Origin of the sequence: Halospina denitrificans, from assembly GCF_004364635.1 — a bacterium.
Lineage (GTDB): Bacteria > Pseudomonadota > Gammaproteobacteria > Pseudomonadales > Oleiphilaceae > Halospina > Halospina denitrificans.
The window spans coordinates 53,933-71,854 of record NZ_SOAX01000008.1; the positions used below are offsets into that span (position 1 = coordinate 53,933).

Below are 17,922 nucleotides of genomic sequence, written 5' to 3' on the forward strand. Positions count from 1 at the left end.
GTGCGCTTTGAATACCGGGGTCGCAACAACAAAGGTGGACTGGAGCAGGGCGTTCTGGACGCGGGCACCCGCGATGGTGTGGCGGCCGAGCTCCAGCGCCGTGGCATTACCCCGGTCAGTGTTGAGCCGGAGGCAGACCAGAGCAGCCTCCAGGAACGGTTCGAGAACATCAGCCTCTTCAAGCCCAAGGCCACGCTTGATGACCTCATCGTCTTCTGCCGCCAGATGTACGCCCTGGCCAAGGCGGGGATTCCCATCATCCGGACCATGCGGGGGCTGGCCGAGACCTCCAAGTCCAGGGCCCTCAGCGAAGCCCTGGACGACATCGCCGACCGCCTTGAAGCCGGCACCACCATGGCGACGGCCATGCAGGCCAACCCCGAGGTCTTCTCCGAGCTTTTCGTGGCCATGGTGCATGTGGGCGAGAACACCGGCCGGATTGATGATGCCTTTAGTCGTCTCTCGAAAATCCTGGAGCTTGAACGCGAGACCAAGCGACGCATCAAGCAGGCAACTCGCTACCCGATTTTCGTGATTGTGGCGCTCACCGCGGCGCTGATCATCGTCAACTTCTTTGTGATTCCCCAGTTCACGGCCACCTTTGAGCGGCTGGGCGCGGACCTGCCCTTCCTGACCCAGGTCCTGATCATGACATCCGACTTCATGACCACCTACTGGCCGGCCCTGTTGGGAGGCGTTGTCGGAGCCGTCTATGCGTTCCGGCGCTGGATAGCCACCGAATATGGGCGCATGAAGTGGGATCACTACAAGCTGAGGACGCCAATCCTGGGCCCCATACTGGAACAGATCGCGCTCAGCCGGTTTTCCCGCAACCTGGCCACGACACTGTCTGCCGGCATGCCGGTCACCAGTGCCCTGTCGGTGGTGGCGGATGCCAATGACAATGCCTGGATCGGATATCATATCCACGAGATGCGTTCCTGTATTGAGCGCGGCGACAGCCTGCTGCGCGCGGCCCGGGAAAGCGGGATGTTCCCGCCCCTGATCCTGCAGATGATCTCTGTAGGTGAGGAAACCGGTGCCGTGGACGAGATGCTGATCAATGTGGCCGATTTCTACGATGAGGAAGTGGATTACAGCCTGAACCGGCTTTCCGAATCCATTGAGCCTATACTGTTGGTAGGCGTTGCCATACTGGTCTTGATTCTGGCGCTGGGCGTGTTCCTGCCCATCTGGGATCTGGGAAGCGCGGCTATCAATTAAGCGGAGGTCGGTTTGATACAGGGCCGACGACCGGAGGTCTGGCGCAAAAGGGCCGTGAACTGGCTGGCCCTCATCGTACTCGCGCTTGTGCTTGCAATCTTCGGCGCCTATCTGCGCGAGCGTCTCGCGGAGGCGGAAGCGATGGCCGTGCGGGTTGCGCTCAATAACCTGCGGTCCCAGCTGGCCTTTGAGGAAAACACGGCCCGGGCCCGGCTGGAGAAAGGAAGCCTGAGTGACCGGGCCGGCGCGAACCCCATGGACTGGGTGGATGAACCGCCGGATTCCTATCAGGGCGAGTGCGGGAGCAGTGCGGCCGGGGAATGGGGCGTTTGGTGTTTTGATCCGTATCGTGGGGAATTGCGTTATTACCCTCGGTTCAGTTTCGAGGAGCAGTTTGAAAGGGCGTTCAATGGAGAAGCCTACATCTGGCGTGTTGAGGTTTCCCAGCGGGGTCACCTGAGCCTGGTTCCGAGAGGCAATAAAGGTAACGGCTTGTAAAGCGGTTAAACTTTTAAACGTTCGGGTCGTACGAAGTTACAAATGGAGTCCGTACAATGAAAGCAAATAAGCAGCTCAGTAGCGGCTTTACCCTGATAGAGCTGGTGGTGGTCATCGTCATACTGGCGATCCTGGCCGCCACGGTGCTGCCCCGATTCGCGGAGTTGTCAGAGGAAGCCCATCGGGCCAGTGTTCGTGGTTCCGGGGGTGCCTTTGGATCCGCGGTTGCGTTGGTCAAGGCGCAATGGACGGCTAACGGCGCACCCGGCGCTGTTACCAGTATGGAAGGGTTTGGCAACGATGACGTGAACGTCAGCAGTGATGGCTGGCCTGTCTCCATCACTGGGGGTACGGATCCAACCAGTATCTCGGCGACAGATTGCGCTGAACTCTGGAGAGCGTTGCTGCAATCAAACGCGCCATCGATTTCGACCAGTGCGGACGATGCGGATTACTTCGCTTTCCTGGATGGGGGCGACTGCCGGTTCAGGTATGAACTCGATGACCGGGGGAACTATATCGATTACGACCCCGAAGAAGGGGAGGTGTTCACTCAGATCAACCCCTGACTCGAAAATTTAGGAATTTGAACCATACTGTTAGCAACTCAATCGAAATTGTAATGAAGGTCTAGAGGAGTACCTTATGAAACGGCAACAGCAGGGCTTTACCCTGATCGAACTGGTTATTGTGATTGTTATCCTGGGCATTCTGTCGGCGTTTGCGCTGCCGCGGTTTGCAGATCTTGGTGGGGATGCGCGTGCGGCAGCTATTGAGGGCGCGGCAGGCTCTATGAAGTCGGCCTCATCCATTGTTCGCTCCGCATGTCTGGCCGATTCGAATTGCGACGACTCATCTGCTGATATCAGTCTTGAAGGACAGCCGATTGACTTAACGAATGGATATCCTGCTGCCACCACTGATGGCATTATTTCGGCAGCGCAGATTTCTGGAGATGACTTCAATATTGTTTCCGGCTCTCCGATCGAGGTTCAGGCTAACGGGGCAACGAGTGACTGCAAGGTATCTTACGCGGCGGCTACTTCAAGTCAGCCACCGGTTTTTGCGACAACCTTGTCTGGCTGCTAGACACAAAGTCGAGGGTAGGTTGCGTTGAGCGCAAAAAACCGCCCCAAAGGTGTTGGATCTAGGCGGTCCCTCGGACGTCCCGGAGCCATCACGGGGGGGCTATGAAGTATTCCGCCACGCCCCAAGACGATAACAGTGGCTTCACGCTGGTGGAACTCGTCATAACCCTGGTTCTGATCGGGATTCTTAGCGCTCTGGGGATCGGCCTTCTGGCCTCCCCGGGCGCTTACTCCGCCGGCGCCGCCCGGGATCAGTTTGTCTCCTCCGCACTCCTTGCCCAGAAACGGGCCCTTGCCAATTCCGGCTCTACCGATACCGTTACCCTCGAAATTGAAGAAAACGCCGACGAGTGGATATTCCGCGTTACCCAGGGTAATACCCAATACCCGAAGCGCAGTGCGGCCCGTGAAGGAGCAACGCTGAGCGTAAACGGGAGCCCCCCCGGTAATCCGGAAACCTTCGAGTTCGATCCCCGGGGCCGGCTGGTCGGTGGCGGTGATGCAGAGCTGGTTTTTGACGGCACTTCGGCGCACCGGGCCTGTATCTCCTCGCTCGGATTCGCCTATCCGGAGCGCTGCCAATGAGCGGGCGTCGTTCTCAGGCCGGTGTCACGCTCGTAGAGTTGGTTATTACCATTGTAATCATTGGTGTTGCGCTGGCGGGGGTTCTCGGTGGTTACTCGCTGGTGGTCGGACGCAGCGCAAACACGCTCTTCCAGACCCGCACCACGGCGGTTGGCCAGGCCTATCTGGACGAAATCCTGGTCCGGCGCTTTGCTCAGCAAACCGGTGCTGGCGGCTCTCCCCGTTATGACGGCCCCTGTGAGGTCAATCCGAGTGGTGGTGACCGCGAGAACTATAAGGTCGTGGATGATTATGACGTGATTGACGATGAGCCCCCGGCACTGATCTCGGGTGATTTCGAGTCAGGCTATGACGGGTACCGCGTCAGTGTTGATGTCACCTGCGCCGGCTCTGAGGTGGGCGTCGGGGAGGATGCCAAACGCATTGATGTCAGCGTGTCGCCACCCCAGGGGCCGGACATGGTATTCACGGCCTACAAGGGGAACTTCTGATGCGGCGGGCGGGCGGCTTCACGCTCACGGAGCTGATCATGGTGATCGTGATACTGGGCATCATTGCAAGTATTTCGGTGCGCTTTATCCAGTTTTCCACTCAGGGCGCCCTTGATACCGCCAATCGTCAGCGCCTCGCTATGGCGGCGGGCATCATCTCCGAGCAAATGAGCCGTGAGCTTCGTTCAGCGCTGCCGGGTAGTGTGCGCACCGGTGAGGGCGGGCAGTGCGTTGAGTTTTTCCCGATCTGGGCAGGCTCCTCCTATATTGATGGTGAAGACAGCCTCAATCTGAATGAGGTGCTCTCGTCCTTCCGGGCACTGCCTTTCAGCCGCGCGACGGACGAGGCCGAATACGTTTTTGTCTACCCCTATGCGGAGGCCAGCTTCCCGGCGGACCTCTATTCGGATGGCGCCCTGACCCGGACGGGGCTCGCGAGCACTAACGCCCTTGGCGCCGGGGAGGTGGAGGTATCCCTTTCCGAACCGCATACATTCAGGGCGCATTCTCCCCGGCGCCGGGTGTTTCTTGCCAAGGGGCCCGTGACGTACTGCCAGGGGGAAAACGCGGAGAGCCGCTTTCTTTTCCGTTACCGGGATTATGGCCGTAACGGCAGCGCCACCCGGGAGACTGATGGTACCCGCGAGGTGGCTGCCATGCCGCTGGTTCCCGGATCGCTGGACTTTACCTTTCTGCCGCCTACCCAGCAGCGTAATGGTGTGGTGACCTTTGAGTTCGACCTGCGCTCCGAGGACTCGGATGAGTCCCTGGCCGTTTCCCAGGAGGTTCAGATCCGCAATGTGCCCTGATCATTGTCTCTATCGGTACCAGCGCGGCGTCGGCCTGCCACTGGCCATCTTCCTGATTACGGTGATGGCGCTGATTGTGGCAACCATTGCCCAGCTGCAACAGACCACAGGCGAAATGGAAGGGCTGGATATCCAGTCAGGGCGGGCGTATTACGCCGCCGAGTCCGGAGCGCAGCTCGGGATGACCTTCCAGGATGAAGGTGAAGGCTGTGGTTTTTCCCAGCAGACATTCAATGGTTTTCAGCAAGGTATTGAAGGCTGTGAGGCAACAGTGACCTGTCAGGAACTGGGTGGGGCGGACCCCATGTTCGAGATTGAGAGTGTCGGCGAGTGTGGGTCCGGCCAGGATCGTGCCCGTCGCACCGTGGAGGTTCTGGCGCGATGAGGAAAGCAGCTGGATATGCACTCTGGATGCTGGTCCTGCTTGCTGCGGGGCAGGCCAGTGCCGGGGTTGAGCTCAGTCTCGAGGGAGAAACTGAGAGCCCCGTGGAGGTGATGCAGGGGGAGGAAGTCCTGTTCGAGGTGGAGGCGACCGGGTGCGACAATGTGACTGCGGAGGAGTGGCGCTATGCCTGGGAATCGGGCGATGGTGCGCGGGACGAGTCGGGGGCCACGGATACGTCCCCATGTAATGCGGCTCCCCTGGAGTATCCCCATACCTATGACGAGACCGGCGACTATACCGGCAGTTTTGTGGCTGAATACTGCACCTCCCTCCGGGGCCGCCGTTGCCAGAACTGGGAGACCTTTGATACCGATGAAATCAATGTGACGGTCACCTTCAATCCGGACTCGCTGATCTACAGGTATTACTTCGATGGCGAAACCTGGGATGGGACGGCTGGTGAAGTGACGGACTACTCCGGCAATAATCTGGATGGAACGGCGCTGGGAGCAGCAACCGATGATACGGAGCCGGCGAGGGCCGGTGACCCGGGCACCTGTGATTACGGGGTGTTTGCCGGCAGTGATCGCATTGAGGGGCCTGCTTCCGGCCAGGTGGCCAATACCACCTCCTTCACCCTTGCGGCCTGGGTCAGGCTGGATGATGCCGAGCAGAATGCCGATTTCCCGTCGCTGATAGCCTACGGTGATACCGCGAATGATGGATTTGCCGAACGCTTTGAATTCTATCTGGATCGCACAACAGCGCCGGCGGAGTATGTGCTGGCGATTCGCCGTGAGAATGGGCAGGTACGGGATTTCGCGGTTGAGACCGGCAGTAATGGGTCAGCGGATCCCCTGTCCGGAAACTGGGTCCATCTGGCCGTCACCTATAGTGGGGCCTCGCGGGACGCCGTGCTCTACGTCAACGGCAACGAAGTGGTCAGTGACGGGCTGAAGGGCCCCCAGGGCCTGGCGGATGCCACGGCTGGCCTTGGATTGATGGCACACACCGGCGGTGCCTATTCAGCCGTGGGCGACATGGATGAGCCCCGTGTGATCGATGGTGTTCTCGCCGAGGCGGACGTTGAATCCCTCTTCCTCGAGACCCGCCCCTGCGGTGTTACTGCCTTCGATGTTACGGCACCGGCGGAGGCCAGTGTCTGTGCGCCTGCGGAAGTGACGGTGACGGCCCTCAACAGTAAGGGCAATGCTGTTACGGGGTACGAGGGCAATGTGCAGCTTGCCACCAGTGCTGGCCATGGCAACTGGTCCGTGCTCACCGGCAACGGCACCCTGACACCGGATCCGCATACCGCCGATGACGGCTCTGCCGAGTATGATTTCGTCACGGAAGATGACGGCGAGGTGATCTTCGGCCTCAGTAACGAGCGGGCGGATGAGCTGGAAGTAAGCGTCACGGATCCGGATCTGGGTGCGACAGGAACCTCGGACCCCATCCAGTTCCTGGAAAATGCCTTTGCCATTCGGACAGTGGATGCCCTGGGAGACGACCTGGTGGCGGGCCGTGGGCATGATATCGAGATTGAGGCACTCAGGCGCGACCCGGACAGCGGGGAGTGCGGCCCCATCACGGCCTATGATGGCGATGTTGGGGTCAAGGCCTGGATTGATCGCTCCGGTGTCGATCCGGGCGGTGACGCCCCTGTACTGGAAGCTGCTAATGACAGTGCCAGCATGCCGGATTCCCAGCCTGCCAATGACAACGTTGCCATTACCTTTAACCAGGGGCTGGCTGCGGTGAATTGGCAGACCTCGGATGTAGGCCAGTACGCATTGAACCTGCTGGATGACAGTTCCGGGCTGGTGGTGGACACCAATGACGATCCGATCCCGGTAAGCGGGACAGGCCCCGAGTGGACCGTACGGCCTTTCGGGTTTGATGTCGCCGTAGCCGATAACCCCGGGGCGCAGGATGCCGGCGGGCCGGGGTTCCTGGCAGCAGGGGGTGATTTCGAGGTCACGCTTCGGGCCGTGACCTGGCAGGCCGGGGATGACGCTGACGACGATGGCCAGCCGGATGGCCATTCAGACCCCGATCCTGACGGTAATGCAGACCTCTCGGATAATGCTGTCGCCGGAGCCTTCGGCGGTTCCGGCCCCGAGGTTGAGGTTTCCGCCACCCTGGTCTCAGGGCCGCCAGACCCCGCTGACCCTGGCCTGGTCGACGGACCGTTAACGGCCAATGCATTCGCCAGCGGCCAGGACGCCGTTACCGCTGCCTACATGGAGGTGGGCAGCATCAGTCTGCTCGCTGACCTGGGCGGCAGTTATCTTGGTCAGGCCAGAACCGTCGTGGGGCGTTCCGGTTATGTGGGCCGTTTCCATCCGGAACTGTTCACCGCGGTACCAGCGGATGGCAGCTTCCAGGATGAGTGCAATGGTTTCGTCTATATTGGCCAGGACTTCGGCTATGCGCTTGAACCGGAACTCGAGATCATACCGAGAGGCTACGTGGATTCAGGAACGGGGCCGCAGCTCACCAACTACCGGGGAAACTGGCAGCGGCTCGATGCGGGTGGTGTCAACCGGGATTACCCTGTCGAGGACGACAATAACGCCCTGACGATTGATGTGACGCCTGAAGTGCCGGGTACGCTGTTACCTTTGGGCGATGGGCGAATGGACTATGTGTTTGGGGCGGATGAGTACCGGTACGTGAAGGATGAGGACGCCCGGGTTTCGCCTTTTGACGCGGCGCTGACGACCGCGATCACCGCCATCGATGATGGCGATGCCGCCCTGGACCCCGATCAGCAGCCAAGTGGGAGCAACCCACTTTCGGTGACTCCCGAGGGCGTTGAACTCCGTTATGGCCGCCTGCGGCTTCAAAACGCCTATGGCCCGGAAACTCTGGACCTGATTGTCCCGATGCGCGCGGAATACTGGGATGATGGCTTTACGCTTAACACGGACGAAGGCTGCTGGCTTTATAACACGGATGAGGATGTGACGCTGGACCAGTCGGGCCTCAGCTCCGGTTCCACCTCCGTGGTCTCCGTGGAGGATCAGTTGGAGGCGGGTGAGCCCCGGCCCGGTTCGGAACTGCAGCTCACGGCGCCCGGGAAGGGCAATACCGGTGATGTTGGCGTCAGTTTCGGTGTTCCCGTCTGGCTGCAGGATGACTTTGATCGCGACGGCATTCTGGAGGACCCGAGCGCGGTAGCCACCTTTGGCGTCTTCCGCGGCCATGACCGCATCATCTACTGGCGCGAGGTACAGTAAGAGGTCACTCCTCGCTGTCCTCGCTCTCCATCCCCAGCTCCTTGATCTTGCGCGTCAGGGTGTTGCGCCCCCACCCCAGCATCCCCGCCGCATCGCGACGCCGTCCGCCGGTGTGCTTCAGCGCCACCTCAATTATGATGCGCTCGAATTCCGGCAGGGCCGTATCCAGTATCGGATGCTTGCCCTGCTTCAGGGCCTTGTCCGCCCAGTCCCGCAGCTGTTCCTGCCAGCTGCCGCCGGCGCTCTCGGCCGCTTCCTGCTCGGTCAGCTCCCGGGGCAGGTCGCTCACGTGCACCTCCCGCCCCGAGGCCATAACGGTCAACCAGCGGCAGACGTTCTCAAGCTGGCGCACGTTGCCCGGCCAGGGCAGGGTGCTCAGGTAGGTCTCGGTCTCCGGCTTCAGCACCTTGGGCTCCACGGACAGCTCCTGCGCCGCTTTCTTCAGGAAGTGGTGCATCAACAGTGGGATGTCCTCCCGGCGTTCGCTCAGGGTCGGCAGGTGGATGCGGATGACGTTCAGGCGGTGGAACAGGTCCTCCCGGAAGCTGCCTTCACGGACCCGTTCTTCAAGATCCTGATGGGTGGCGGCGATGATGCGCACGTCCACGCGCATGGGGGTGGCGCCGCCCACGCGGTAGAACTCACCATCGGCCAGGACTCGCAGCAGCCGCGTCTGGGTTTCGGCGGGCATATCGCCAATCTCATCCAGGAACAGAGTACCGCCGTGCGACTGCTCGAACCGGCCCTGGCGAACGGCGGAGGCGCCGGTAAACGCGCCTTTCTCGTGGCCGAAGAGCTCCGATTCAATCAGGTCCCGGGGAATGGCGGCCATGTTCAGCGCGACAAAGGGGCCGTCATCCCTCGGGCTGTGATTATGCAGGGCGCGCGCGACCAGCTCCTTACCCGTGCCGCTCTCACCGTTGATCAGCACCGTGATATTGGAGTGGGACAGCCGGCCAATGGCCCGGAAAACCTCCTGCATGGCCGGGGCTTCCCCAATGATCTCCGCATTCTCGCCCCGCGCTTCCACGTTGGCGGCCTTGTTGCTGGAGCGACGCTCACGGCTGTGCTCAATGGCGCGGCGGAGCAGTTCCAGGGCCTCGTCCACGTCAAAGGGCTTGGGCAGATACTCGAAAGCCCCTGTTTGGTAGGAGGAGACGGCGCTGTCCAGGTCGGAGTGGGCGGTCATGATGATGACGGGAACATCCGGGTAATCCTGGCCGATTGACTTGAGGAGGCTGATGCCGTCTATGCCGGGCATTCGGATGTCACTGATGATCGCATCCGGGACCTCGGTTTCCAGGCGCCCCAGCACGCCTTCCCCGGACTCGAAACTGACGGTGGTCATGCCGGCCTGGGAAAGCGCGCGGTCGAGAACCCAGCGGATGCTCCGGTCGTCGTCGATGATCCAGACAGTCGCGTTCTCAGTCATTCGGAAGACTCCAGCGGCAGGAAAATGATAAAGCGCGTATGGCCTGGCCTGCTCTCGCATTCGACCAGGCCCTCATGCTGCCCCACGATGCTCTGGGTAATGGCAAGGCCAAGGCCGGTGCCATCCGCCCGTCCGCTGATCATGGGGTAGAAGATGTTCTGTTGCAGTGGCTTGGGAATGCCCGGGCCGTTGTCGATGATGTCCACCCGGCAGGCCAGTCGGTGGCGTTTGTGGCCGATGGTGAACTGGCGCAGGGCCCGGGTGCGCATCGTTATCGTCGGCTCCGCGTTCGTGGGCGGATGCTGGGTGAGGATTTCCAGCGCATTGCGGGCAATGTTGAGGATCGCCTGGATCAGCTGCTCCCGGTCTCCCATGAATTCGGGAATACTGGGATCGTAATCGCGCACGAACCGGACCTGATCACCGCCTTCCGCCTCAAGCAGCGTCCTGACGTGCTCGACCACATCATGGATGTTGGTGGGTGCCGTCTCTATGGCCCGGTTCGGCCCGAGCATCCGGTCCACCAGGGTGCGCAGGCGGTCCGCCTCTTCCATGATGACCCGCGTGAAGTCCTGAAGTTCCGGGTTATCCAGCTCCCTCTGGAGCAACTGGGCTGCGCCCCGGATTCCGCCCAGCGGGTTCTTGATCTCGTGGGCCATGCCGCGCACCAGGGTGCGGGTGGTCTCCTGTTGGGTGAGGATTTCCTCTTCCCGGGTAATGCGCTGCAGGCGGTCCCGTTGCTGGATTTCCATCAGCAGCAGGGGTTCGTCCCCGGGGAATGGGGAGATGGAATAATCCACGCAGATCAACTGGCCGGTCGGCAGCAGCAGTTCCGCTTCACGCTTGGTGAAGGTATGGCCGGTGGCCGCGGTTTCGGTCAGTGTTTGCAGGGCTGAATCGGGCTCCACAAAAATGTCCGTAACCGGCAGTCCCCGGATTCGCTCCCCGCTGATCTGCAACAGCATCTCGGCGGCCGGGTTGATGTACCGGGTATGCTTGGTGTTATCCAGCACCAGTACGGCCGTGGCCAGGTTGTCCAGTATGCGCTGGTGCATTGGTTCGGTCATATCATCCTCCCTCGCAAGGAGTCTGCAAAAAGTGAACCAGAAATGAGCCCTGTTTCCGGTCTGTGAAAGGCATAAAAAACAGGTGCTTACGTGTGGGCGTGTGCGGTGTTCAGCATTTGCTCAACGCAGTTCACCAAAAGAGGGCGCATCACCTGTGGAGTGCACTAATATGGTGCGCTTGCGTGACCCGCTTGTGAAGAGGGTTTGAGGCTTAAAGGCTCAGTTCAGGCGCGATGGGCGATGGAGGGTGAATCGGGTGGCATCGGAGGAGGTGATGACTTGGCCACTGGAGTCGAGAACGTGCACAACAACGGTGTGGGTGCCGCGATCCACGTTATTCAGCGAAAACGTGCCACTGCTGTTCGTGTCGCCGCGTTCGCCATCAAACTCAAGCTGGTAGCTGTGTCCCTGGATTAACTCGGGCTCAGTGCGTGCGCGTATCGTGACCATGCCGCCGCCGTGCCAGAAAGCACTCTCATGTTCCGGTTCCACGATCTCAACACGCTCGTAGTCTTCACGTTCTTGGGTCTTTTCGGTGTCTTCCTCCTGAGTGTTCTGTCTGTTGGAGGGGCGTTCGGGACTCGGTATGCTCACTTCCGGAAGCGGGGCAAGCTCCATGGGTTTAGTGTCCTTCTCGGGTGGTTCGTCCGAATAGGTCACGTTGCCCTGATCATCCACATGCCGATAGATCTCTCCCGCCTGTACTGCACCAAAAAGCAGCACTACCAGGACTGAAAGGATCAGCGCAGCGCGGATACGGTAAGAGGAGGAAGTGGTCAGCGTCATGATGCTCCCAGTCAGCAGTGTGGAAACTCTTACCTGATTATTGGAGCCTGACGCGCTTAATGCAATAAAAAACCCGGCGCGGGTTACCCCGGCCGGGTTTCTGGCAGTACTGCGCTCCGGGTTTAGACAGAGTAGTACATATCGAATTCCACCGGATGGGTGGTCATGTTGTAACGGGTCACTTCTTCCCGCTTCAGTTCAAGGAAGCCCTGGATCATGTCTTCAGTGAAGACGCCGCCACGGGTCAGGAACTCGTGATCCGCTTCCAGCGCGTCCAGTGCTTCCTGGAAGGTTTCCGCTACGGTCGGGATCTCGAGTGCTTCTTCCGCTGGCAGGTCGTACAGATCCTTGTCCATGGCTTCGCCGGGGTGGATCTTGTTCTGGATGCCGTCCAGGCCCGCCATGACCAGCGCGGAGAACGCCAGATAGGGGTTGGCGGTGGCGTCCGGGAAGCGAACTTCCATGCGGCGCGCCTTGGGGCTGTTCACGTAGGGAATCCGGATGGATGCAGAGCGGTTGCGGGCGGAGTAGGCCAGCATAACCGGTGCTTCAAAGCCGGGAACCAGGCGCTTGTAGGAGTTGGTGGACGAGTTGGTGAACGCGTTGATGGCCTTGGCGTGCTTGATAACGCCGCCGATGTAATACAGCGCGGTCTCACTCAGGCCCGCGTAGCTGTCGCCGGCAAACAGGTTCTTGCCGTCCTTGCTCAGGGACATGTGGACGTGCATGCCGGAGCCGTTATCGCCAACCACCGGCTTGGGCATGAAGGTTGCCGTCTTGCCGTAAGCATGGGCGACGTTATGGACGCAGTACTTCAGTACCTGCACTTCGTCTGCCTTGCGTACCAGGGTGTTGGCGCCAACGCCGATCTCACACTGGCCGGCCGTGCCCACTTCGTGGTGATGCACTTCCACGTCCAGGTTCATCGCTTCCATGGCGGCACACATGGCGCCACGCAGGTCGTGCAGGGAATCCACCGGCGGTACCGGGAAATAGCCGCCTTTCACGCCGGGGCGGTGGCCGATGTTGTTGCGGTCAAAATCCTCGCCGGATACCCAGGCTGCTTCCTCGGAATGGATCTCGTACATGGCGGACTCCATGTCCACTTTCCATTTGGCGGAATCGAAGACGAAGAATTCCGGCTCCGGGCCAAAGAGGGCGGAGTCAGCAATGCCGGCGGACTGCATGTAGTCTTCCGCGCGGCGCGCGACGGAGCGGGGGTCACGCTCGTAACCCTGCATGGTGGCGGGCTCAACGATGTCGCAGGTGATGTTGATCGTCGGTTCTTCAGTGAATGGATCCAGTGTCACGGCATTGTCATCCGGCATCAGGATCATGTCGGACTCATTGATGCCTTTCCAGCCGTTGATGGAGGAGCCATCAAACATCTTGCCGTCGGTAAAGAAGTCGTCATCCACTTCCTTGGCGGGCAGCGTTACGTGCATCTCTTTACCGTGGCTGTCGGTGAATCGCAGGTCCACCCATTTAACGTCGTGTTCCTGGATAAGATTCATCGTCTTGCTGGACATGGTCAGAACTCCATCTGTGGTTCGTGTTGATATATGAGAGCTGTTTTGCTCCGGGGCGTGGACCTGGTGTGCACCGTTATAGGTCCCGTCGTAGCGCCTGAGTTCCATTAAGCAAAAGCTTTGCCAACTTTGATTCGCCACTGGATTTGCCGCATAACAACAAGTTGGCGCTACCGTGGTGCGAACATAACCGACTCAAGTGCACCTTAATGGTGCTTTCAATGTTGGGCGCGCTCCTTTTTGGTGCAGTCAAGCTGAGTGCGGTAATCATCGGTGATTCCGGTATCAGATGGTACAGCCTTCCTTATTGCTGTATACTGCGCCGCCCCGGATCGGCATCAGCCGTCCGGTCACCATTGTGTCCATCCTTTTCAGAAAATACCAGTGATTCAGAGGCTCCTTAGTGATAGAAAATCTTCGCAATATCGCCATCATCGCCCACGTTGACCATGGGAAGACCACTCTGGTCGACCAGTTGTTGCAGCAGTCGGGAACCCTGGATCGCAAGAACTCGGACACCGACCGGATCATGGATTCGGATGACCAGGAGAAAGAGCGCGGCATTACCATCCTGTCCAAGAACACCGCGCTGAACTGGCACGACTACCGTATCAACATCGTGGATACCCCCGGCCACGCCGATTTCGGCGGTGAGGTGGAGCGCGTCATGTCCATGGTGGATTCCGTGCTGCTGCTTGTGGACGCGGTCGACGGCCCCATGCCGCAGACGCGTTTCGTCACCCAGAAGGCGTTCGCGCAGGGCCTGAACCCGATCGTGGTGGTGAACAAGGTTGACCGGGAAGGTGCACGCCCCGACTGGGTGGTCAATGAGGTTTTCGAACTGTTTGATGCACTCGGCGCCAATGAAGAGCAGCTCGATTTCCCGGTTGTCTATGCCTCAGCGATCAACGGCATCGCCGGCGCGGACCCGGAGCAGATGGAAGACGACATGCAGTCGCTGTTCCGCATGATCGTTGATTACGTGCCCGCGCCGACGGTCGACCCGAATGCCTCCCTGCAGATGCAGGTGTCATCCCTGGATTACGATCCCTACGTGGGCGTTCTGGGTGTGGGGCGCATCAAGGGCGGCCAGATGAAGCCCGGCCAGCAGGTCACCGTTATTGACCGCCACGGCAAGCAGCGCAATGCCAAGCTGCTGGAGGTGAAAGGCTTCCTGGGGCTGAATCGCATCAACGTGGATGAGGCCAATGCGGGTGAGATCGTCTGTATCTCCGGCATCAGCGACCTCCATATCTCGGATACGATCTGCGCCAAGGAAGCGCCCGAGGCTATGCCGCCGCTGACGGTGGATGAGCCGACGGTGAGCATGACCTTCCAGGTCAACAACTCGCCTTTTGCGGGTCTGGAAGGCAAGTTCGTGACCAGCCGCCAGATCAAGGAGCGGCTGGAGCAGGAACTTCTGCACAATGTTGCGCTGCGGGTTGAGCAGGGTGACGCGGCAGAGAAATTCACGGTGTCAGGCCGTGGTGAGCTTCACCTGGCGGTCCTGATCGAAAATATGCGCCGGGAAGGCTTCGAGCTCGGGGTTTCACGCCCCGAGGTGGTGCAGCGCCAGGGCGAGAACGGCACCGAAGAGCCCTATGAGCAGGTGGTGGTCGATATTGAGGATCAGCACCAGGGGCCGGTGATGGAAGAGCTCGGTAACCGCCGGGCGGAAATGGAGAACATGGTTCCCGACGGGCGTGGCCGCATCCGGCTTGATTTCATCATGCCGGCGCGGGGCCTGATCGGTTTCCGTTCCCAGTTCCTGACGCTGACGTCCGGTTCCGGCATTCTGACCCACGTGTTCGATCACTGGGGGCCGGTGAAGGGCGGCATGGCCGAGCATCGCCATAACGGCGCCATCGTTTCCATGGTCAAGGGTAAGACAACCGCCTACTCGCTGTTCACGCTCCAGGATCGTGGCCGCCTGATGGTGGCACCCGGCACGGAGGTCTACGAAGGCATGATCATCGGCATCCATGCCCGCGAGAGTGACCTGACCGTGAACCCGACCAAGGGTAAGCAGCTGACCAACGTGCGTGCCGCGGGTACTGATGAGAACCTGGTGCTGACGCCGCCGATCGACATGACGCTTGAGAACGCGCTTGAGTTCATCGATGACGATGAGCTGGTCGAGGTCACACCCACCAGCATCCGTGTCCGCAAGAAGCTGCTGACCGAAGTGGAGCGCAAGCGTTCCGGAAAGAAATAGTATTGGCCTGTAGCAGGACCTGCCTCTAGACTGCGGTTAAAGGAACTGACGCAATCGGGGTGACAGGCCTGCATGCTAACGCTTTATCCGGAAGTTGAGCCTTATGCGACCCATCGCCTGGACGTAGGCGATGGGCACTCCCTTTACCTGGAAGAGTCCGGTTACCCTGACGGGATACCCGTTCTTGTCGTCCATGGTGGCCCCGGCGCGGGCAGTGACGCCGCCGCCAGGCGGTTTTTCGATGCGGAGCGCTTCCGTATTATCCTCTTCGATCAGCGCGGCAGTGGCCGCTCCACCCCTTTTGCATCCCTCGATAACAACACGACAGACCACCTCATTGAGGATATGGAACGGATCAGGGCCTTTCTGGGAATTGATCGCTGGCTGCTGTTCGGGGGCAGTTGGGGGGCCACCCTGAGCCTGCTCTACGCGCAGCGCTATCCCGCCCCGGTTCTGGGAATGATCCTGCGCGGTATCTTTCTTTGCCGGACCTCGGATATCCAGTGGTTCCTGCATGAGGGGGCCAGTCGTGTGTTTCCCGATTACTGGGAAGACTTTGTCGCACTGATTCCTCCCGAGGAGCGCCAGGACCTCGTTTCTGCCTACCATCAGCGCCTGACCGGTGATAACGAGCTCCAGCGGCTGCAGGCCGCACGGGCCTGGTCCATCTGGGAGGGACGATGTGCCACCCTGCACCCGAGCCCGACGGTGGTTGAGAAGTTCGGCCAGACTCATATGGCGACGTCGCTGGCGCGTATCGAGTGCCACTATTTCATCAACGGCGGCTTCATTGAGGAAAACCAGATCATGGCGAATGTGGACCGGCTCAGGGATATCCCGGCGCGGTTGGTTCATGGGCGCTATGACATGATCTGCCCTCTGGAGAACGCGATGACATTGTCCGATGCCTGGCCGGAGGCGGATCTTTCCATCGTCAGGGATGCGGGACACGCAGCTTCAGAGCCGCCGATCGTGGATGCCCTGATACGGGCTACGGATGCCATGAGTGACCGGTTCGGGCCCGAGTTTGGGTTGAGCTGATGAGGCAGGATGTGTTGCCGCTCCAGAAAGGAGCGGCATGGGGCAGGCGTTATTTGAAGTCGAAGGACTTTGAGTACGTGACCTGGACCAGCGTGGTTCGACGGGTGCTGTCATCAGTATCCGAGTCCACGATGGTGCTGGTGGTGAACGACAGCTCGTCGTTGAACTGGAAGCTCAGGTCGAGGTGGGTCATGTCGTCGCCGAAGGGTGCGCCGGCCTCGTCAAGATGCTTGCCGACGGCAATTCCAAAAGGTCCATAACCGTAACTGGCATTCACGTACTGGTAATCCGAACCGGTGACGTTCTTGTAATAGTCCACGCCAAAACCGTAGGCACTAACCCCCAGATAGGCTTCAGAGAAGTCGCTAAAGCCATCCTGTGGAACCGATTTGTCCTGTTTGGGGTAGATGTAATTGATGATGGCCGCGTCGACGCTGATGTCGTCGGTGATATCCGTGGCGTAGCCCGCGTAGAGGTCGTATTCCTGACCGGCTCCGCTGTCACCGCTTGAGGTCCAGACGCCCGCATAGGCGCCCATGCCGCTGTCCACGTCCAGGCTGCCTGACACCATGGCGTCTCCCGTGCCGAGGTCAACGCCACGCCACAGATACATGTTTGAGATGCCGACACCGGCGCTGAGGCTCGGGTCAAAGGCAACTGCGGGGGATGCGGCGAGCACGGCGGTTGAGCCCATGATTCCGGCGGCGACATAGGTGGCAAGGCGGTTCTTTGGTGTTTGCATGGTTTAAAGCCTCCGTTGGCTATTTCCTTGGGTTATCCGTTGCAGTGCAACTTGACTCCCTCCTAGCAGGAGTTGTGCCTAAAAATTAAAAAATATTTAAAACAGTCTGTTAGGGCTGTTTTGGGGGTGGGTTCAGTGTGACAGCGCATCCCGGAAAGCGCGTGTTCGCTCCGTTGTGGGGCGCCCGGCCCATGGCGTGCCCCGATATGGTGCCTGCTTCCACTGGGTCTGGCTGGATGGCATGATCCGCTTTCCAGCCAGCAGAACGAAGGAGGGCAATGCCGTGAAGGGGCTGATCCAGCGGGTTTCCAGTGCTGATGTGCGGGTGGACGCCGAGGTGGTCGGGGCCGTGGATCAAGGGCTTTTGCTTCTGTTGGGCGTCGAGAAGGACGATGACGACGCCTGCATGCAGCGACTCGTCCAGAAGGTTCTGGGTTACCGTGTATTTCCGGATGATTCAGGGCGGATGAACCTCAGTCTGCTGGATATCCGCGGCGGGCTCCTGGTTGTACCGCAGTTCACCCTGGCCGCCGACACGCGCAAGGGGATGCGACCCTCCTTCAGCAGCTCCGCGCCACCGGAACAGGCGCAAGCACTGTTTCTCCGGTTTGTGGAGGCGGCCCGGGACCAGGTTACGGAAGAGGGTGAAGGTCTGGGAGATGTCGCCAGCGGTGTTTTTGGGGCGGACATGCAGGTCTCGCTCGTCAACGACGGCCCGGTTACCTTTATGCTGGAGGTTTAGGCAGCCCCCCTGCAGTGGTATCCTGCCGGCTTCACGGAAAAAG

At 60.1% G+C, this 17,922-nt stretch carries 17 protein-coding genes; 12 read left to right on the forward strand and 5 right to left on the reverse strand.

Annotated features, from left to right (window positions below; all coding sequences use genetic code 11):
- The 9 genes from DES49_RS14520 (at window position 1) to DES49_RS14560 (ending at window position 8,325) form a co-directional block, all read left to right on the forward strand.
- Window positions 1-1,224, forward strand: a complete 1,224-nt coding sequence (locus DES49_RS14520) for a type II secretion system F family protein (protein WP_133737156.1) — start codon at window positions 1-3, stop codon at window positions 1,222-1,224.
- A gap of 12 nt (window positions 1,225-1,236) precedes the next feature.
- The gene (locus tag DES49_RS14525) at window positions 1,237-1,722 is read left to right on the forward strand and encodes a hypothetical protein (protein WP_133737157.1); all 486 of its coding nucleotides are present in this window, start codon (window positions 1,237-1,239) and stop codon (window positions 1,720-1,722) included.
- A 56-nt stretch (window positions 1,723-1,778) separates the two neighbouring features.
- Window positions 1,779-2,291 carry a type II secretion system protein gene (locus DES49_RS14530; RefSeq protein WP_133737158.1) on the forward strand — a complete coding sequence of 171 codons (513 nt, stop codon included), beginning with the start codon at window positions 1,779-1,781 and terminating at the stop codon, window positions 2,289-2,291.
- A 76-nt stretch (window positions 2,292-2,367) separates the two neighbouring features.
- Window positions 2,368-2,811 carry a pilin gene (locus DES49_RS15730; RefSeq protein ID WP_133737159.1) on the forward strand — a complete coding sequence of 148 codons (444 nt, stop codon included), beginning with the start codon at window positions 2,368-2,370 and terminating at the stop codon, window positions 2,809-2,811.
- A 101-nt stretch (window positions 2,812-2,912) separates the two neighbouring features.
- Window positions 2,913-3,395, forward strand: a complete 483-nt coding sequence (locus DES49_RS14540; protein WP_133737160.1) for a type II secretion system protein — start codon at window positions 2,913-2,915, stop codon at window positions 3,393-3,395.
- Entirely contained in the window at window positions 3,392-3,886 is a 495-nt protein-coding gene (locus DES49_RS14545) for a prepilin-type N-terminal cleavage/methylation domain-containing protein (RefSeq protein WP_133737161.1), read from the forward strand. Before DES49_RS14540 ends, DES49_RS14545 begins: the two co-directional genes overlap by 4 nt.
- Window positions 3,886-4,695 carry a type II secretion system protein gene (locus DES49_RS14550; protein WP_133737162.1) on the forward strand — a complete coding sequence of 270 codons (810 nt, stop codon included), beginning with the start codon at window positions 3,886-3,888 and terminating at the stop codon, window positions 4,693-4,695. The genes DES49_RS14545 and DES49_RS14550 overlap by 1 nt, the downstream gene beginning before the upstream one ends.
- The gene (locus DES49_RS14555) at window positions 4,685-5,080 is read left to right on the forward strand and encodes a hypothetical protein (RefSeq protein WP_133737163.1); all 396 of its coding nucleotides are present in this window, start codon (window positions 4,685-4,687) and stop codon (window positions 5,078-5,080) included. Before DES49_RS14550 ends, DES49_RS14555 begins: the two co-directional genes overlap by 11 nt.
- Complete coding sequence (locus DES49_RS14560) at window positions 5,077-8,325, forward strand: LamG domain-containing protein (protein ID WP_133737164.1); 3,249 nt, start codon at window positions 5,077-5,079, stop codon at window positions 8,323-8,325. The genes DES49_RS14555 and DES49_RS14560 overlap by 4 nt, the downstream gene beginning before the upstream one ends.
- Before the next feature lie 4 nt (window positions 8,326-8,329).
- On the opposite strand, the gene glnG is transcribed toward DES49_RS14560, so the two are convergent.
- From glnG to glnA, 4 genes are all read right to left on the reverse strand, one after another.
- Window positions 8,330-9,757, reverse strand: coding sequence for a nitrogen regulation protein NR(I) (gene glnG / locus DES49_RS14565; RefSeq protein ID WP_133737165.1), 1,428 nt, complete (start codon window positions 9,755-9,757; stop codon window positions 8,330-8,332).
- Complete coding sequence (gene glnL, locus DES49_RS14570; protein WP_133737166.1) at window positions 9,754-10,824, reverse strand: nitrogen regulation protein NR(II); 1,071 nt, start codon at window positions 10,822-10,824, stop codon at window positions 9,754-9,756. Before glnL ends, glnG begins: the two co-directional genes overlap by 4 nt.
- A gap of 219 nt (window positions 10,825-11,043) precedes the next feature.
- A complete protein-coding gene (locus tag DES49_RS14575; protein ID WP_133737167.1) occupies window positions 11,044-11,610 on the reverse strand; it encodes a DUF4124 domain-containing protein in 567 nt (188 codons plus the stop codon).
- 122 nt (window positions 11,611-11,732) lie between these two features.
- Entirely contained in the window at window positions 11,733-13,139 is a 1,407-nt protein-coding gene (gene glnA, locus DES49_RS14580) for a glutamate--ammonia ligase (RefSeq protein ID WP_133737168.1), read from the reverse strand.
- A 403-nt stretch (window positions 13,140-13,542) separates the two neighbouring features.
- Here glnA and typA point away from each other — a divergent pair, with 403 nt between their 5' ends.
- The gene (gene typA, locus DES49_RS14585; RefSeq protein WP_133737169.1) at window positions 13,543-15,354 is read left to right on the forward strand and encodes a translational GTPase TypA; all 1,812 of its coding nucleotides are present in this window, start codon (window positions 13,543-13,545) and stop codon (window positions 15,352-15,354) included.
- 72 nt (window positions 15,355-15,426) lie between these two features.
- Window positions 15,427-16,395 (forward strand): prolyl aminopeptidase, encoded by a 969-nt coding sequence (gene pip, locus DES49_RS14590; protein ID WP_133737170.1) that lies wholly within the window; start codon window positions 15,427-15,429, stop codon window positions 16,393-16,395.
- 49 nt (window positions 16,396-16,444) lie between these two features.
- Here the strand turns inward: pip and DES49_RS14595 are convergent, their stop codons facing one another.
- A complete protein-coding gene (locus DES49_RS14595; RefSeq protein WP_133737171.1) occupies window positions 16,445-17,137 on the reverse strand; it encodes a TorF family putative porin in 693 nt (230 codons plus the stop codon).
- A gap of 283 nt (window positions 17,138-17,420) precedes the next feature.
- Here DES49_RS14595 and dtd point away from each other — a divergent pair, with 283 nt between their 5' ends.
- The gene (dtd, locus tag DES49_RS14600; RefSeq protein WP_133737305.1) at window positions 17,421-17,879 is read left to right on the forward strand and encodes a D-aminoacyl-tRNA deacylase; all 459 of its coding nucleotides are present in this window, start codon (window positions 17,421-17,423) and stop codon (window positions 17,877-17,879) included.
- Window positions 17,880-17,922: the final 43 nt, after the last annotated feature.